The 12437-nt window shown below is 67.7% G+C and carries 14 protein-coding genes and 1 riboswitch; of the genes, 7 read left to right on the plus strand and 7 right to left on the minus strand.

The window, feature by feature from the left end:
• Positions 1–7: 7 nt before the first annotated feature.
• Positions 8–1426 (minus strand): aminotransferase-like domain-containing protein, encoded by a 1419-nt coding sequence (locus tag HLH36_RS07600; protein ID WP_220792748.1) that lies wholly within the window; start codon positions 1424–1426, stop codon positions 8–10.
• A gap of 193 nt (positions 1427–1619) precedes the next feature.
• On the opposite strand from HLH36_RS07600, the gene HLH36_RS07605 reads away from it, so the two are divergent.
• Positions 1620–2051: a UrcA family protein gene (locus tag HLH36_RS07605; protein ID WP_182985817.1), complete on the plus strand. Its 432-nt coding sequence runs from the start codon at positions 1620–1622 to the stop codon at positions 2049–2051.
• Between the two features lie 12 nt (positions 2052–2063).
• Complete coding sequence (locus HLH36_RS07610) at positions 2064–2945, plus strand: PhzF family phenazine biosynthesis protein (protein WP_408871859.1); 882 nt, start codon at positions 2064–2066, stop codon at positions 2943–2945.
• Positions 2946–3077: 132 nt separating this feature from the next.
• Here HLH36_RS07610 and HLH36_RS07615 read toward each other — a convergent pair whose 3' ends face one another.
• The 4 genes from HLH36_RS07615 to alr all read right to left on the minus strand — a co-directional run bounded on the left by HLH36_RS07615 (position 3078) and on the right by alr (position 7436).
• The gene (locus HLH36_RS07615) at positions 3078–3704 is read right to left on the minus strand and encodes a LysE family translocator (protein WP_182985818.1); all 627 of its coding nucleotides are present in this window, start codon (positions 3702–3704) and stop codon (positions 3078–3080) included.
• Between the two features lie 14 nt (positions 3705–3718).
• Positions 3719–4762, minus strand: coding sequence for a threonine aldolase family protein (locus HLH36_RS07620; protein ID WP_182985819.1), 1044 nt, complete (start codon positions 4760–4762; stop codon positions 3719–3721).
• Positions 4763–4819: 57 nt separating this feature from the next.
• Positions 4820–4924: riboswitch (SAM-I-IV-variant riboswitch) on the minus strand.
• Between the two features lie 78 nt (positions 4925–5002).
• Positions 5003–6259: a D-amino acid dehydrogenase gene (locus HLH36_RS07625; protein ID WP_182985820.1), complete on the minus strand. Its 1257-nt coding sequence runs from the start codon at positions 6257–6259 to the stop codon at positions 5003–5005.
• 19 nt (positions 6260–6278) lie between these two features.
• Positions 6279–7436: an alanine racemase gene (gene alr, locus HLH36_RS07630; RefSeq protein ID WP_182985821.1), complete on the minus strand. Its 1158-nt coding sequence runs from the start codon at positions 7434–7436 to the stop codon at positions 6279–6281.
• 164 nt (positions 7437–7600) lie between these two features.
• On the opposite strand from alr, the gene HLH36_RS07635 reads away from it, so the two are divergent.
• From HLH36_RS07635 to HLH36_RS07645, 3 genes are all read left to right on the plus strand, one after another.
• On the plus strand, positions 7601–8065 hold the full coding sequence (locus tag HLH36_RS07635) for an Lrp/AsnC family transcriptional regulator (protein ID WP_246376563.1): 465 nt from the start codon (positions 7601–7603) through the stop codon (positions 8063–8065).
• 15 nt (positions 8066–8080) lie between these two features.
• On the plus strand, positions 8081–9031 hold the full coding sequence (locus HLH36_RS07640) for a CHAD domain-containing protein (RefSeq protein ID WP_220792749.1): 951 nt from the start codon (positions 8081–8083) through the stop codon (positions 9029–9031).
• 153 nt (positions 9032–9184) lie between these two features.
• Positions 9185–9394, plus strand: coding sequence for a hypothetical protein (locus HLH36_RS07645; protein WP_182985822.1), 210 nt, complete (start codon positions 9185–9187; stop codon positions 9392–9394).
• A gap of 59 nt (positions 9395–9453) precedes the next feature.
• On the opposite strand, the gene HLH36_RS07650 is transcribed toward HLH36_RS07645, so the two are convergent.
• Positions 9454–9741, minus strand: a complete 288-nt coding sequence (locus HLH36_RS07650; protein WP_182985823.1) for a DUF1330 domain-containing protein — start codon at positions 9739–9741, stop codon at positions 9454–9456.
• A 349-nt stretch (positions 9742–10090) separates the two neighbouring features.
• On the opposite strand from HLH36_RS07650, the gene HLH36_RS07655 reads away from it, so the two are divergent.
• Positions 10091–10975 carry an ion channel gene (locus HLH36_RS07655; protein WP_246376564.1) on the plus strand — a complete coding sequence of 295 codons (885 nt, stop codon included), beginning with the start codon at positions 10091–10093 and terminating at the stop codon, positions 10973–10975.
• Between the two features lie 306 nt (positions 10976–11281).
• Positions 11282–11770, plus strand: coding sequence for a bacterioferritin (bfr, locus tag HLH36_RS07660; RefSeq protein ID WP_182966559.1), 489 nt, complete (start codon positions 11282–11284; stop codon positions 11768–11770).
• A gap of 64 nt (positions 11771–11834) precedes the next feature.
• Here the strand turns inward: bfr and HLH36_RS07665 are convergent, their stop codons facing one another.
• Entirely contained in the window at positions 11835–12404 is a 570-nt protein-coding gene (locus HLH36_RS07665) for a hypothetical protein (RefSeq protein WP_182985825.1), read from the minus strand.
• Positions 12405–12437: the final 33 nt, after the last annotated feature.

The following is a 12437-nucleotide window of genomic DNA, read 5'->3' on the forward strand; positions in this document are numbered from 1 at the left end:
CTGTCCCTCAGATGATGCCGGCGTCGCCGCTCGTGGGGTCGTGGATGCCGTCGCGTACGATATGGAGCGCCCGTTCCAGGCCCGAATGGTCTTCCGGGGCGCCGAGGCAGATCCGGAGGCCGGAATCGGCCTCGCGCGATACGGCGCAGGCTTCGGGCGGCGTGAGTTCCACGCCTGCGCGCAGGGCGTGGTTGAGGGTGCGCTGGGCGGCCAGCGGGGAGAGCGGCACCCAGACATGGGGCGAGCGTATCGCGCCCGGCATGTCCATGGCCTGTCCCAGGATCCGGCGGGCCATGGCCAGCCGCGCGGCGGTTTCGGCCTGCACCGCGTCGGCCACGGCATCGGCGGTGCCGTCCGCCACCCAGCGGGCGAAGACCAGGCCGCCGAGCGCGGGCGGGCAATAGCCCAGCGCGCGGATGCCGCGCATGATCCGCTCGCGCGCCACATTGGGCGGCAGGGTCACGAAGCCCAGGCGGAAGCCCGGACAGATCCCCTTGGAAATGCTGGCGAGATAGAGCGTGCGCTCGGGCGCGATGGTCGCGATCGGCGGCGGACGGTCGGCCGGATCGGCATAGGTGTAATAGGCATCGTCCTCGAAGATCGTCAGGTCGTGCTGGCGGGCGATCCGCGCGATGTCCTGCCGGCGGGACAGGCTCATGGTCCGGGTCGTCGGGTTTTGCAGGGTCGGCACCGTGAACAGCACGCGCGCCCGGGTCTCGGCGGCGGCGCGCTCCAGCGCGGCGGGGATCAGCCCCTGTTCGTCCATCGCCACGCCGCGCAATGTCAGGCCCAGATGTTCGGCGGCCGTGCGCGCGCCGTAGAAGGTCGCGGCCTCGCACAGCACCGTGTCGCCCGGCCGGCAGAGCGAGGAAAGCACCAGCGCGATCGCGTGCTGCCCGCCATTGCACTGGATCAGGTCGGCCGGATCGCAGGCAAGGCCGTGCCGGCGCGCCAGCCACGCCGCGCCGGCCTCGCGCACCGAACGCAGGCCGGTGCCCTGGATGTACTGCACGGCGGGCTCCAGCAGCCCGGTGGCCGCCAGGTCCGCCACTGCGCGTTCCAGCATCCGGGACAATCCGACACGCGGGGGGACGTTGCAGCGCAGGTCGATGGTGGCCGCCTGCGGGGCGGGGGCGGATGGCGCGGGATCGAAGCTGGTCGCGATCGCGATGTCCGGACTCGCACCCCGGATGAAGGAGCCGCGGCCGACATGGGCCAGCAGAAGGCCGCGCCGCTCGGCCTCGGCATAGGCCTTGGTCACCGTGCCGACGCTGAGTCCGAGCGCATAGGCAAGGTCGCGCTGGGGCGGCAGGCGGCTGCCGGCGGGTAGAAGCCCCGATGCGATATCCCGCTCCATCGCGTCGACCAGCCGGTGATAGAGCGGGCCGGGCGGGGGCGGAATGTCGGGGCGCCAGTGAGGGGTCATGCGGCCTGCCATGGGAATGGGTCTGATTGATATATGACAATATAACGATTGACCGTCGAATGTCCTAGAATAAAACTACAGAAACGAAGAGAAAAGTTGAATTGTAATAGTACAATTTTTGGGATTGTCCTGCATGCCGGGGAAAGGATGCCTCGGCGGGGACGGACTCTTCGTGCTGAAAAGAGGATGATTGATGATGGTCATCATGGGAAAGGCGACGGGGGCAGCCCGGAAGCGGGCCCGGCCGTTCCGGCTGTCCGGGTCGAACGGGATCTGGAATCATGTCGAGGGGGCGGGGATGGGGCTGGTCATCGCCCTCGGCCTGATCCTGCTGCTGGCGGTGCATGGGCCGGCAAACGGCCAGGACGTGCCGACGGACAAAACGGATGCGGTGCGGGTGGCCTACGACGGTGCCGACCTGCGCGACGCGGCGCATGCGCGTGGGTTGCTGGCGCGGCTGGATCATGCCGCGCTGGTGGCGTGCGGCGACGATCGGGCCAGCCTGGACGCACTGCGTGCCGCCATCGGGCGGTCGGATTGCCGGCAACAGGCACTGGCGCAGGCTGTGGCGCGGATCGGAGCACCGATGCTGAGCGCCGCGTTGCACGATGCGCCGCCGGCCTGACGGAGCCGGCGCATGAGCATGAACGAACGGGATGATGTGGAGAAACGGAAGATGACGACATACGCCTTTCATCAGGTCGATGTCTTCGCGGCCGCGCCGTTGAAGGGCAATCCGCTGGCCGTTGTCGCGGGAGCGGATGGGCTGGATGATGCGCAGATGGCGGCCCTTGCGAACTGGATGAATCTCAGCGAGACGACGTTCCTGCTGAAGCCCACGGTGTCCGGCGTCGACTACCGGGTGCGGATCTTCACGCCGGAGGAGGAACTGCCGTTCGCCGGGCATCCCACGCTGGGATCGTGCCATGTCTGGCTGGCCATGGGGGGCGTGCCGCAGGGGCGCGACGTGGTGCAGCAATGCGGTGCCGGGCTGGTGACGGTGCGGCGCGATGGCGATGGATTGGCCTTCGCCGCCCCGCCGCTGCGTCGCGCGGGGCCGGTCGATGCGTCGGACCTGGAAGCCGTCACCCGGATTCTGGGGCTGTCCATGGATCGGGTGGTGGCTGCGAACTGGGTCGATAACGGTCCCGGCTGGCTGGCCCTGATGCTGCGCGATCGGGCGGAGTTGCTGGCGCTTCGGCCTGACCTGCGGGCCCTGGGTGGCTGGCGCGTCGGCTTGGTCGCACCATGGGACGCGGCGCGGGATGGTGATGCGGCACGGTTCGAGGTCCGGGCCTTTATCGGTGGGGAGGCGGGTTTCGAGGACCCTGTGACCGGCAGTCTGAATGCGGGATTGGCGAAATGGCTGATCGGTGCCGGCCTGGCCCCGCACGCCTATATCGCCAGCCAGGGGACCGTGCTGGGACGGATGGGGCGGGTCCGGGTGACGCAGGACGGGGGTGGCATCTGGATCGGTGGTGAGGCCGTGACCCGGATCAGCGGGCAGGTCGTGCTGTAACCATGTTCCTGTGAAAGACGATTTTGCAAAGTCACCCTGCCGGGTGGCTTTGCGGATGGTCCCGTAGAGAGGCGTTTCAAAAGCTTCGATGGTGAGTGGAAGCGTGGCTGGCGGGGCTTTTGAAACAGCCTCTTATTTCGGCTCGTGCAGCAGCAGCACGCAGCCGAACAGGATGAACAGGGCGCCGCTGGTCCGCTGCATGCGCCGGCGCCAGGTGGCGCGGGACAGCACCGCGGCCAGCCGGGCGCCGCTGCCGGCATAGACCATGTACCACAGGATCTCGACCACCGCCGAGGTGGCGACCAGCAACGCATATTGCGGGGCCTGCGGGGCGGCAGGGTTGACGAATTGCGGCAGGAAGGACGCCGCGAAGACGATGGCCTTGGGATTGCTGGCCCCGACCAGGAACGAGGTGCGCAGCGAGGCATGCCACGCCAGCGGCGGCATGACGGCGCCTTCCGCCCCTGCCGCGGGCGCATGCGACAGCCAGCCGCGCACGCCAAGCTGGATCAGGTAGAAGGCACCGGCGAATTTCAGGATGGTGAACAGCAGTGGCGACGCCGCCAGCACGGCGCTGAGGCCCAGGGCCGAGGCCGCCATCAGCGCGACCAGCGACAGCAGGCAGCCCGCCATGTCGGGAATGGTCCGCCGCACCCCGTAGCGGATGCTGGCGGTCATGATATGCGTCATGTTCGGCCCCGGAATGGCCGACAGCAGGAACACGGCGTTCAGGTAGAGAAGCCACGATTGCAGCGTCATGTCGGGGCCCGGGCCTATGCCGCGTCGGCGGTGGCGAGCGCGCGCAGGTCGGCCACCAGCGCGTCGATGCGGGCGATTTCGGAATCCCACGCGAACATGAAGCGGGCGCTGCCGCCGATGAAGGTGTAGAACCGCCAGCCGCGCGCGTGCAGCCCGCCGATCAGGGCCGGCGGCAGTTTCAGGAACACGCCATTGGCTTCGACCGGGAACATGATCTCGACCTCGGGCAATCCCTCGACCTGTTCCGCGAAGTGGCGGGCGCAGGCATTGGCATGGGCGGCATGGGTGCGCCACGCGCCGGTTTCGAACATCACGGCCCAGGGGGCGGACAGGAAACGCATCTTGGAGGCCAGTTGTCCGGCCTGCTTGCAGCGATAGTCGAACCCTTCGGCCAGCGCGCGGTCGAAGAAGATCACGGCCTCGCCGATCGCCATGCCGTTCTTGGTGCCGCCGAAGCTCATCACGTCGACGCCGGCCTGCCAGGTCATCTCGGCGGGCGCGCAGCCCAGCGTTTCGACCGCGTTGGCGAAGCGCGCGCCATCCATGTGCAGCCGCAGCCCCAGTTCGCGGCAGGTGGCGGAAATCGCGCGGATTTCGTTCAGGCTGTAGACCTGCCCGGTTTCGGTCGGCTGGGTGATGGTGACGGCCTTGGGACGCGGGAAATGGATGTCGGTGCGGCCCAGCACGAAGGCGCGGATGGTCTCCGGCGTCAGCTTGCCGTTGGTGGTGCGGCCGACCAGGATCTTGGCGCCGTTCGAGAAGAATTCCGGCGCCCCGCACTCGTCGGTTTCGACATGGGCGATATCGGCGGCGATGATGCTTTCGTACGACTGGCACAGCGATGCAAGCGCCAGCGAATTGGCGGCCGTGCCGTTGAAGACGAAGAACAGCTCGCAATCGGTTTCGAATGTCCGGCGGAAGGCGTCGGCGGCGCGCAGCGTCCACGGATCGTCGCCATAGGCGGGGGCGGAGCCGCGATTGGCCTCTTCCATCGCCCGCAGGGCTTCGGGACAGATGCCGGCATAATTGTCGCTGGCGAATTGCTGTGTATGGGGCATCGCGATCGCGGCCTTTCCTCGCTTGCTACAGGCACCACGAGGATCGATGACACGAGGTAGCGGTCCGTTTTTTGCCGGATCGGCCACATCTTCCCGGAACGGGAACGCCACCTTGCTCGGATGCAGGTTGGTGCCGGGAAATCCCGGCTCTGGATGCGGCGCGCACCATATCGCAGCGTCCGGACGGCGGCAAGCGAGGCCCCCGCGCATGGCGGGGGGGCGTTTTGACGGGAGCCGTGCTCAGGCGCGATAGCGGCTGAGGGCCAGATCCTCGTGCGCGATGTCGGGCTTGCGGCCCGAGAGGATATCGGCCAGCACCCGGCCCGACCCGCAGGCCATGGTCCAGCCCAGCGTGCCGTGGCCGGTGTTGAGGTACAGATTGTCGATGTCGGTGGGGCCGATGATCGGCGTGCCATCGGGCGTCATGGGGCGCAGCCCGGTCCAGAAGGTCGCGGCCGGCACGTCGCCGGCGCCGGCGAACAGGTCGGTCAGCGAATGTTCCAGCGTGGCCCGGCGCGGGGCGCGGAGCGTGGTGCTGAAGCCCGCCAGTTCGGCGGTGCCGCCGACGCGGATGCGCTCGCCCAGCCGGGTGATGCCGATCTTGTAGGTCTCGTCCATCACGGTGGAGACCGGGGCGCGCGCCGCGTTGATGATGGGCGCGGTGATCGAATAGCCTTTCACCGGATAGATCGGCAGGGCGAGCCCCAGGGCGCGCACCATGGCGGGCGAGAAACTGCCCAGTGCCAGCACATAGGCATCCGCGTTCATCCGGCCCCGGCTGGTGTCGATGCCGGTGATGCGGCCGCCCTCGCGCTGCAGGCTGCGGATGGTGGTGTCGTACAGGAAGGTCACGCCCCGTTCCGCCGCCATCGCCGCCAGGCGCTGGGTGAAGATGTGGGCGTCGCCGGTCTCGTCGCCCGGCAGGCGCAGGCCGCCGACGAGCTTGTCCTGTGCCGCCGCCAGTCCGGGTTCGGCCCGCACGCAGCCTGCGGCGTCCAGCACCTCGTACGGCACCTTGTACTGGTCCAGCACGCGCAGGTCGTCGCCGATATGGTCCAGTTGCTTCTGCTTGCGGAAGACCTGCAACGTGCCCTGCTGGCGGTCGTCATAGGCGATGCCGGTGCTGGCGCGCAGCTCGCCCATGACGTCGCGGCTATATTCCGCCAGCCGGACCATGCGCCCCTTGTTGCGGTCGTAGGCGGCGGCCGTGCAGTTGGCCAGCATCTGCATCAGCCAGCGCCACTGGTGCGGGTCGGCCATCGGGCGGAAGACGAACGGGCGATAGGCCATCAGCAGCCAGCGCACCGCCTTCAGCGGCACGCCCGGCCCGGCCCAGGGGGAGGAATAGCCGGGCGAGACCTGGCCGGCATTGGCGAAGCTGGTTTCCAGCCCCGCCGCCGGCTGCCGGTCGATGACCGTGACCGTGTGTCCGGCCTGCGCGAGGTACCAGGCCGAGGTCACGCCGACCACGCCGCCGCCGAGAATGATGATCTTCATGATTGGGTATCAGGTCCGCTCAGGTGAGGGCCGCGCCGTCCGCGACATAGGCGCGGTGGTAGCGATGGCCCAGGGAGGTCAGGATCTCGTAGCCGATGGTGCCGGCGCCGCGCGCCACGTCATCGACGCCGTGTTGTGGCCCCAGCAGGTCCAGCATGGCGCCGGGGGCGGTGAGGGGTTCGGGCGCGTCGGTGATGTCGACGGCCATGGAATCCATCGAGATGCGGCCGACGATCGGCAGGGGCTGCGTGCCCAGCCAGGCGCGGCCGTCGCGCGCGGCGTGGCGCAGGAAGCCGTCGGCATAGCCGGCGGCGATGGTCGCGATCCGGCGCGCGCTGGTCGGGCGGTAGGTGAGGCCGTAGCCCACGCCGTCCCTGGGGCCGACGGTGCGGGTCTGGAGAATCCGCGCCTGCAGGCGCACCACCGGGCGCATCGGGTTGGGCGCGCTGTCATTGGGGGCCACGCCGTAGAGCGCGGCGCCGGGGCGCACGAGGTCGAAATGGAAATCGCGCCCCAGGAAGATGCCGGAGGACGCGGACAGGCTGAGCGGCGCGGCCGGCAGGCACGCGCGCATCGCCAGCAGGCGGTCGCGCTGCCGGGCGCTGGCCGGGTCGGACGGATCGTCGGCGCAGGCGAGGTGGCTCATGACCAGGCGGCGATCGATGCCGCGCCAGCCGTCGGGTTCGGCATCGATGGAGGCGAGATCCTGTTCCGACAGGCCGAAGCGCGACATGCCGGTATCGAGCTGCACCGCCGCCGGCAGTGTGCGGCCCAGCCCGTGCGCCAGGGTGCGCCAGTCCCGAATCTGCTCGACGCTGTTCAGCACCGGGATCAGGTCGTGCCGCACGCAATCGGCTTCGGCCCCGGCCAGCGGGCCGTGCAGGACGAAGATCCGGCTGGTGGGCGCGATATGGGGGCGCAGGGCGATGCCCTCGTCCACATGGGCGACGAAGAAGGTCCGTGCGCCGGCCTGTTCCAGCGCGGGGGCGACCCGCGCCGCGCCCAGCCCGTAGGCATCGGCCTTGACCACCGCCGCGCATTCCGCGCCGGCCGCCAGGCCGCGCACGGTGCGGTAATTGGCGCGAATGGCATCGAGGTCGATCGTCAGGGTCGCGCCCGCCCGGGCACGGGGCCAGCCGGCATCGGACAGGCGGGGGGCGGAGGTGGAGTGGGGCATGGGCGGCGCGGCCTCGACCGATCAGGGCATGGGGTGTGCTGAAGCAGCTTAGGACGGTTGGGCTGATATTTCCTGCCGAATGGTCGCACGATCTGTCTCGCGCGTGCCGAATGTGCAATTCTGTGCGCCAGAATGGCATGATCTGCCGGGATGGTTGCCGAAGCATGATAGATTCCGATTCGAAACAGAAAATGGGCCGGGCGACCGAGGCGATTCTGCGCCATCTGAGCCAGGACGGGCGCATGACCAATGCCGATCTGGCGCAGCGGGTCGGGCTTTCCCCCTCGGCCTGCCTGCGGCGGGTGCGGCAACTGGAACAGGCCGGGGTGATCCGCGGTTATCGCGCGATCATCGACGAACGGGCACGCGAGGGGACGACGATCGTGATCGTGCGGATCACGCTGGAACGCCAGACCGAGGAATGCCTGCGGCGGTTCGAGGCCCGGGTCAGGACCTGCCCCGATGTGCGCCAATGTTACCTGATGACCGGCGATGCCGATTACCTGCTGCATGTCGCGGTACGCGATGCGGCGGATTACGAGCGCATCCATAACGAGGAACTCTCGCGCCTGCCGGGCGTGGCACAGATCCAGAGCAATTTCGCCATCCGCCCCGTGGTGTGGCGATAGGGGAGGCGTTGGCGCATGGCTGATCGGGCCCAGACCATCATTCCGGACAGTCACCGTGCCATGCCGGTCGAACTGGAGCGAGACGATACCGTGCGCCGCGCGGTGGTGCGGATCGCCCGCGTCCTGCGCGACCATCTGGAGGCCAACCGGCCGGTGGCGATGGATGGGCGGAATGTCGAGGGCGTGCATCAGGTGCGTGTGGCCCTGCGCCGCTTCCGCGCGCTGATGGGCCTGCTGCGGCGGGATTATCCCAGCGCGACGCTGGACGAGGCGGCGGCGCGGGCGCGCATGCTGGCGCGCACGGTCGGAGAGGCGCGGGACTGGGATGTCTTCATGCTGGAAACGCTGCCGGGTCTCAGCCCGCTGGGGCGGGCGGGGATCAATGTGGCCGGGCTGCTGCCGCCGCTGGCCAACCCCTTGCGCGACGCGGCCTATGAGCGGGTTCGGCAGGTGCTGGGTGGCGAGGATGCAGAATGGATCCTGCACCTGATGGACCGTCTGGCCGAAGGGGCGTTGTGGGACGAGGCCCGGTCGCCGGCGGGGCTGAAGGCGCTGGAGGAGCCGGCGGCCGATTTCGCCGCCCGCCATCTGGCGCGGCTGCATCGCAAGGCACGGCGCACGGGGCGGGGTTTCACGCGGCTGACGCCGCCGGAACGCCACGGTGTGCGCCTGGCGCTGAAAAAGCTGCGTTATGCGTCGGAATTCTTCGTGACGCTGCATGCGCCGGGGCAGAAGGGAGGGGCCTTTCTGCGGCGCCTGGCGGCGGCGCAGGCCACCCTGGGCATGGATAGTGACGTGCTGACCACGGGGAGGCTGCTGGAGCGGTTCGACGGAGAGGCCGGCGGCGAGATGCGCCATGTCCTGGGCGCGGTCTCGGGATTTCTCTGCTGCCGCCAGGATGCCACCCGCGATGAGGCGCACAGGCAATGGCGCAGGTTTCGCCGGACCCCCGTTTTCTGGGCGTGAGGGCCCGTCTGGACATGCGCGCGGGCTCGGGGGTGGGGGCCTTCATCGGACCGTCATGAAGTCTTCATCGTGCCGTCGTTGAGTCCGGCCCGGTATCGTGGTCATGAACCTGCGTTTCTGCCGACAGGCCGCCATGGGAAGGAGAGCCATGTCATGATCAAATCCGAGGTCGTCGAGATCGACGGTGTGTTCGTCGGGGTCGTCATCCACTCTCGCCATGATGGAACGCGCGTATTTCGTGCCATTCATGAATGGCTGCGTCCGCTGAATGGACAGATCATGGCATCTCTCCATGATGCGCGGACGCTCGCGGCCGGCCTGTTTCGCCGGCAGCGGGTCGTGGCGGCCCTCGCCGCCGCCTGACAGCCTTGACTTGTCGCTGGGCGTCAGGACTGCCGGCAGCGCTGTTTCAAAGCGGTCTGCTAGACGCCCTGGACGATGACGACGCGGTATGACGCGCCTTTCCAGCGGTGCTGTACGACCGTCTGGTAGGCTGGGCTGTCGTACCAGGCGCGTGCGGCCTCGACGGTCGGGAATTCGAGGATCACGACCCCTTCCGGGGCGGTTCCTTCCAGCACTTCCTGGGTGCCGTAGGCGGCCAGCACCTTGAGAGGGTGCCCCTCGAAGGTGGGGGCGACCGTCTGCGAATAGGCGTCGAGTTCCGCCTGGTCGCTGGTGGATTCCCGTGTGAAGACGATATAGGCGGTCATGGCCTGTTCTCCTGTGGATGGGCGATGGTGCCATGGCCGCCGGGTTCCGGCCAGTGCCGTCGCGCCATTGTGGTGGAAAGGGAAGGCCGCGCGGGAACGGGCGCAGCCCGGACGAATGATCGCCGCATGGTGAAAAGACCCGATCAGGCATGCAGGCTTCACGCCGGCTTCAGGCGGGGGAATGGCGTGGCGCGCATGAGACCCGCGCAATCCGTGCCATACGCGGCGTGCCGTTTTCGCGCCATTCTGTCCGCAATCAGCTATTGCGGAAGGGTTTGCGGATATGGGCAGGGCTTCGGAGCCGTCGAGTCAGCGGGAGGGTGCGGGAAAAAGGCCCCTGGCGGCCCATATGCCGCACGTTCTGTCGCGCCTGCGCAGTCATCATGCGCTGGAAGAGCGGGGGCATGACAATATCGTGCGCGTGGGCCACGCCGACAGGGCGTGGTCCGATTTCTATCATCATGCGCTGACGATCCGCTGGAGCCGTTTCTTCTGGTATGCCCTGGCCGGCTATGTCGTGGTCAACGCCGCCTTCGCGCTGCTGTACATGATGGTGCCCCGGCAGATCGCCGGCACCCGGCCCGGTGTGTTCTGGGATTATTTCTTCTTCAGCATCCAGACCTTCTCCACCGTCGGCTACGGCGTGATGGCCCCGGTGGGCCCGGCGGCGCATGCGATCGCGTCGTGCGAGCTGCTGGCGGGCATGATCCTGAATGCGGTGGCCACCGGCCTGGTCTTCGCCCGTTTCGCCCGGCCGAGGGCCAGGGTCATGTTCAGCAACAGCGCGCTGATCCGCAAGGACAGCGAGACGTCGCACCTGAGCGTGCGCGTCGCGAACCAGCGCCTGAGCCCGATCCTGTCGGTCGATGCGGAACTGTTTCTCTCGCGCCTGATCGTCCAGCCGAACGGGCGGCTGGCCCGGCAGTTCGATCCGCTGGTGCTGGTTCAATCCCATATTCCGGTGCTGCGCTTTGCGTTCTCGCTGATGCATGTCATCGACGCGCACAGCCCGCTGAACGGCCTGACGGCCGAGGAATTGCGCAGGGAAGAGGCGGAAATCGTCACGACCGTGAGCGGAACCGACGAGGTCTCGGGGCAGAGCGTCTTCGCCCGCACAGCCTATGGGTTCGACAGGGTGCTGTACAATCATCGTTTCGTCGATATTATCGACACGTCGGCCGACGGGCGGATTACGGTCGATTACACGCGCTTCCATGCGACCGAGGGGGAGTGATCCGGAACATCAAGAGGCATCCGGATGCCATCGCCGCGAAGGCGGGCGGGCCGATCGTCAATGTCTTGCCCTCGCCGGCCGAGATATGGACCAGGCGGAACGGTTCGGACTGCGTCCATGGCAACATACATGATACGCTCGTTCCTCCCGTCATGGTCTGTCGGGCGTTCCTGCGGCTCCCGACGGGGTGTGAGTGATAATCATATCTATTATCATGCTGATATATATGTGTTTTTATGTTTGCAATCGGGGCGCGGCAGGGTGTAGGTCGATGATCGAAGCGTTCCAACCAAGCGGAGGCGGCTCATGGCCATCAAGGATCCCAAGGTTATCGAGCATCTGAACACGCAGCTCACCAACGAGCTGACGGCGATCAACCAGTATTTCCTGCACGCCCGCACGCTGCGCCATTGGGGGGTCACCCTGCTGGGGAAGAAGGAATACGAGGAATCAATCGAAGAGATGCGCCATGCCGACTGGCTGATCGAGCGCATTCTCTATCTCGGTGGCCTGCCCAACGTGCAGCGGCTGAACACCATCCTGGTCGGCCAGAACGTCCAGGAGATCCTGGAATGCGACCTCAAGCTCGAGGAAAAGGCGCTCGACGACCTGCGTGAGGGCATCGCCTATTGCGAGAGCGTGCGGGATTACGTGTCGCGCGACCTCCTTCTGAAGATCCTCGATAACGAGGAAGAGCATGAGGATTTCCTCGATCGTCAGTTCGACCTGATCAAGCTGGTCGGGATCGAGCGCTACATTCAACTGAACTCGGCCCCGGCCCCCGAGCAGGACTGAGACCCTGTCGGTCAATGCGCGCTGGTGGCGATCCGGCGCGCGTTTCCAATCAGGTTCCGAGCGTTCAGGACGCGGCGTGTTCCGGCTTTGTCCGGGGCCACAGGACGCGGGTCGTTCCGATATCCAGCCCGTGCCAGCGGGACATGGTCAGCAGGCAGGCGCCACCGAGAACCAGCCTTTCCTCCGCCGGCAGGTGTGGCCGCGTATAGGGGAGGTGGTATCCGGTGCTGGCCAGATACGCGCCCAGCATCTTCACCGCCGCCACGAACCGGGCATGGACCGAGGGACGGGAAATGACGCGGTGCAGCGCGGTGCCGATTTCCGGCATCCGTCCCTGCTGGGCGGCGGCCGTGGCGCGCAGGAAACTCTGTTCGGTCGCTGTGAGCCGGGCGGTGCCGGACGTGCCGACGGCCAGTCCCGGCAGGCACAGATGCGCCATGCGGCTGAACGCGTCATGGAAGGCGAGCGCCATGGTCGCGTGAGCGGCACGCGGTCGCGCCGGGGCGGGCAGCAGGGTGGCGTGTCTGATCGTGCCTTGCCCGGTCGTCCATTGTGCGGACAGGCGCCGGAGGAGTCGGACCGTCAGTCTCTCGCTGGGGGACAGGTCGTAAAGGCGGGGCATTGCGTCAGTCATGGGACACTCCCGATCGGCTGTTGCGCATCGTGC

Origin of the sequence: Gluconacetobacter aggeris, from assembly GCF_014174395.1 — a bacterium.
Classification (GTDB): domain Bacteria; phylum Pseudomonadota; class Alphaproteobacteria; order Acetobacterales; family Acetobacteraceae; genus Gluconacetobacter; species Gluconacetobacter aggeris.

What these genes read in the sequence shown, in the direction of transcription:
- HLH36_RS07600 (WP_220792748.1), bottom strand. Translation starts at nt 1,426, where the DNA reads ATGACCCCTCACTGGCGCCCCGACATTCCGCCCCCGCCCGGCCCGCTC.
- HLH36_RS07605 (WP_182985817.1), top strand. Translation starts at nt 1,620, where the DNA reads ATGATGGTCATCATGGGAAAGGCGACGGGGGCAGCCCGGAAGCGGGCC.
- HLH36_RS07610 (WP_408871859.1), top strand. Translation starts at nt 2,064, where the DNA reads ATGAGCATGAACGAACGGGATGATGTGGAGAAACGGAAGATGACGACA.
- HLH36_RS07615 (WP_182985818.1), bottom strand. Translation starts at nt 3,704, where the DNA reads ATGACGCTGCAATCGTGGCTTCTCTACCTGAACGCCGTGTTCCTGCTG.
- HLH36_RS07620 (WP_182985819.1), bottom strand. Translation starts at nt 4,762, where the DNA reads ATGCCCCATACACAGCAATTCGCCAGCGACAATTATGCCGGCATCTGT.
- HLH36_RS07625 (WP_182985820.1), bottom strand. Translation starts at nt 6,259, where the DNA reads ATGAAGATCATCATTCTCGGCGGCGGCGTGGTCGGCGTGACCTCGGCC.
- alr (WP_182985821.1), bottom strand. Translation starts at nt 7,436, where the DNA reads ATGCCCCACTCCACCTCCGCCCCCCGCCTGTCCGATGCCGGCTGGCCC.
- HLH36_RS07635 (WP_246376563.1), top strand. Translation starts at nt 7,601, where the DNA reads ATGATAGATTCCGATTCGAAACAGAAAATGGGCCGGGCGACCGAGGCG.
- HLH36_RS07640 (WP_220792749.1), top strand. Translation starts at nt 8,081, where the DNA reads ATGGCTGATCGGGCCCAGACCATCATTCCGGACAGTCACCGTGCCATG.
- HLH36_RS07645 (WP_182985822.1), top strand. Translation starts at nt 9,185, where the DNA reads ATGATCAAATCCGAGGTCGTCGAGATCGACGGTGTGTTCGTCGGGGTC.
- HLH36_RS07650 (WP_182985823.1), bottom strand. Translation starts at nt 9,741, where the DNA reads ATGACCGCCTATATCGTCTTCACACGGGAATCCACCAGCGACCAGGCG.
- HLH36_RS07655 (WP_246376564.1), top strand. Translation starts at nt 10,091, where the DNA reads ATGCCGCACGTTCTGTCGCGCCTGCGCAGTCATCATGCGCTGGAAGAG.
- bfr (WP_182966559.1), top strand. Translation starts at nt 11,282, where the DNA reads ATGGCCATCAAGGATCCCAAGGTTATCGAGCATCTGAACACGCAGCTC.
- HLH36_RS07665 (WP_182985825.1), bottom strand. Translation starts at nt 12,404, where the DNA reads ATGACTGACGCAATGCCCCGCCTTTACGACCTGTCCCCCAGCGAGAGA.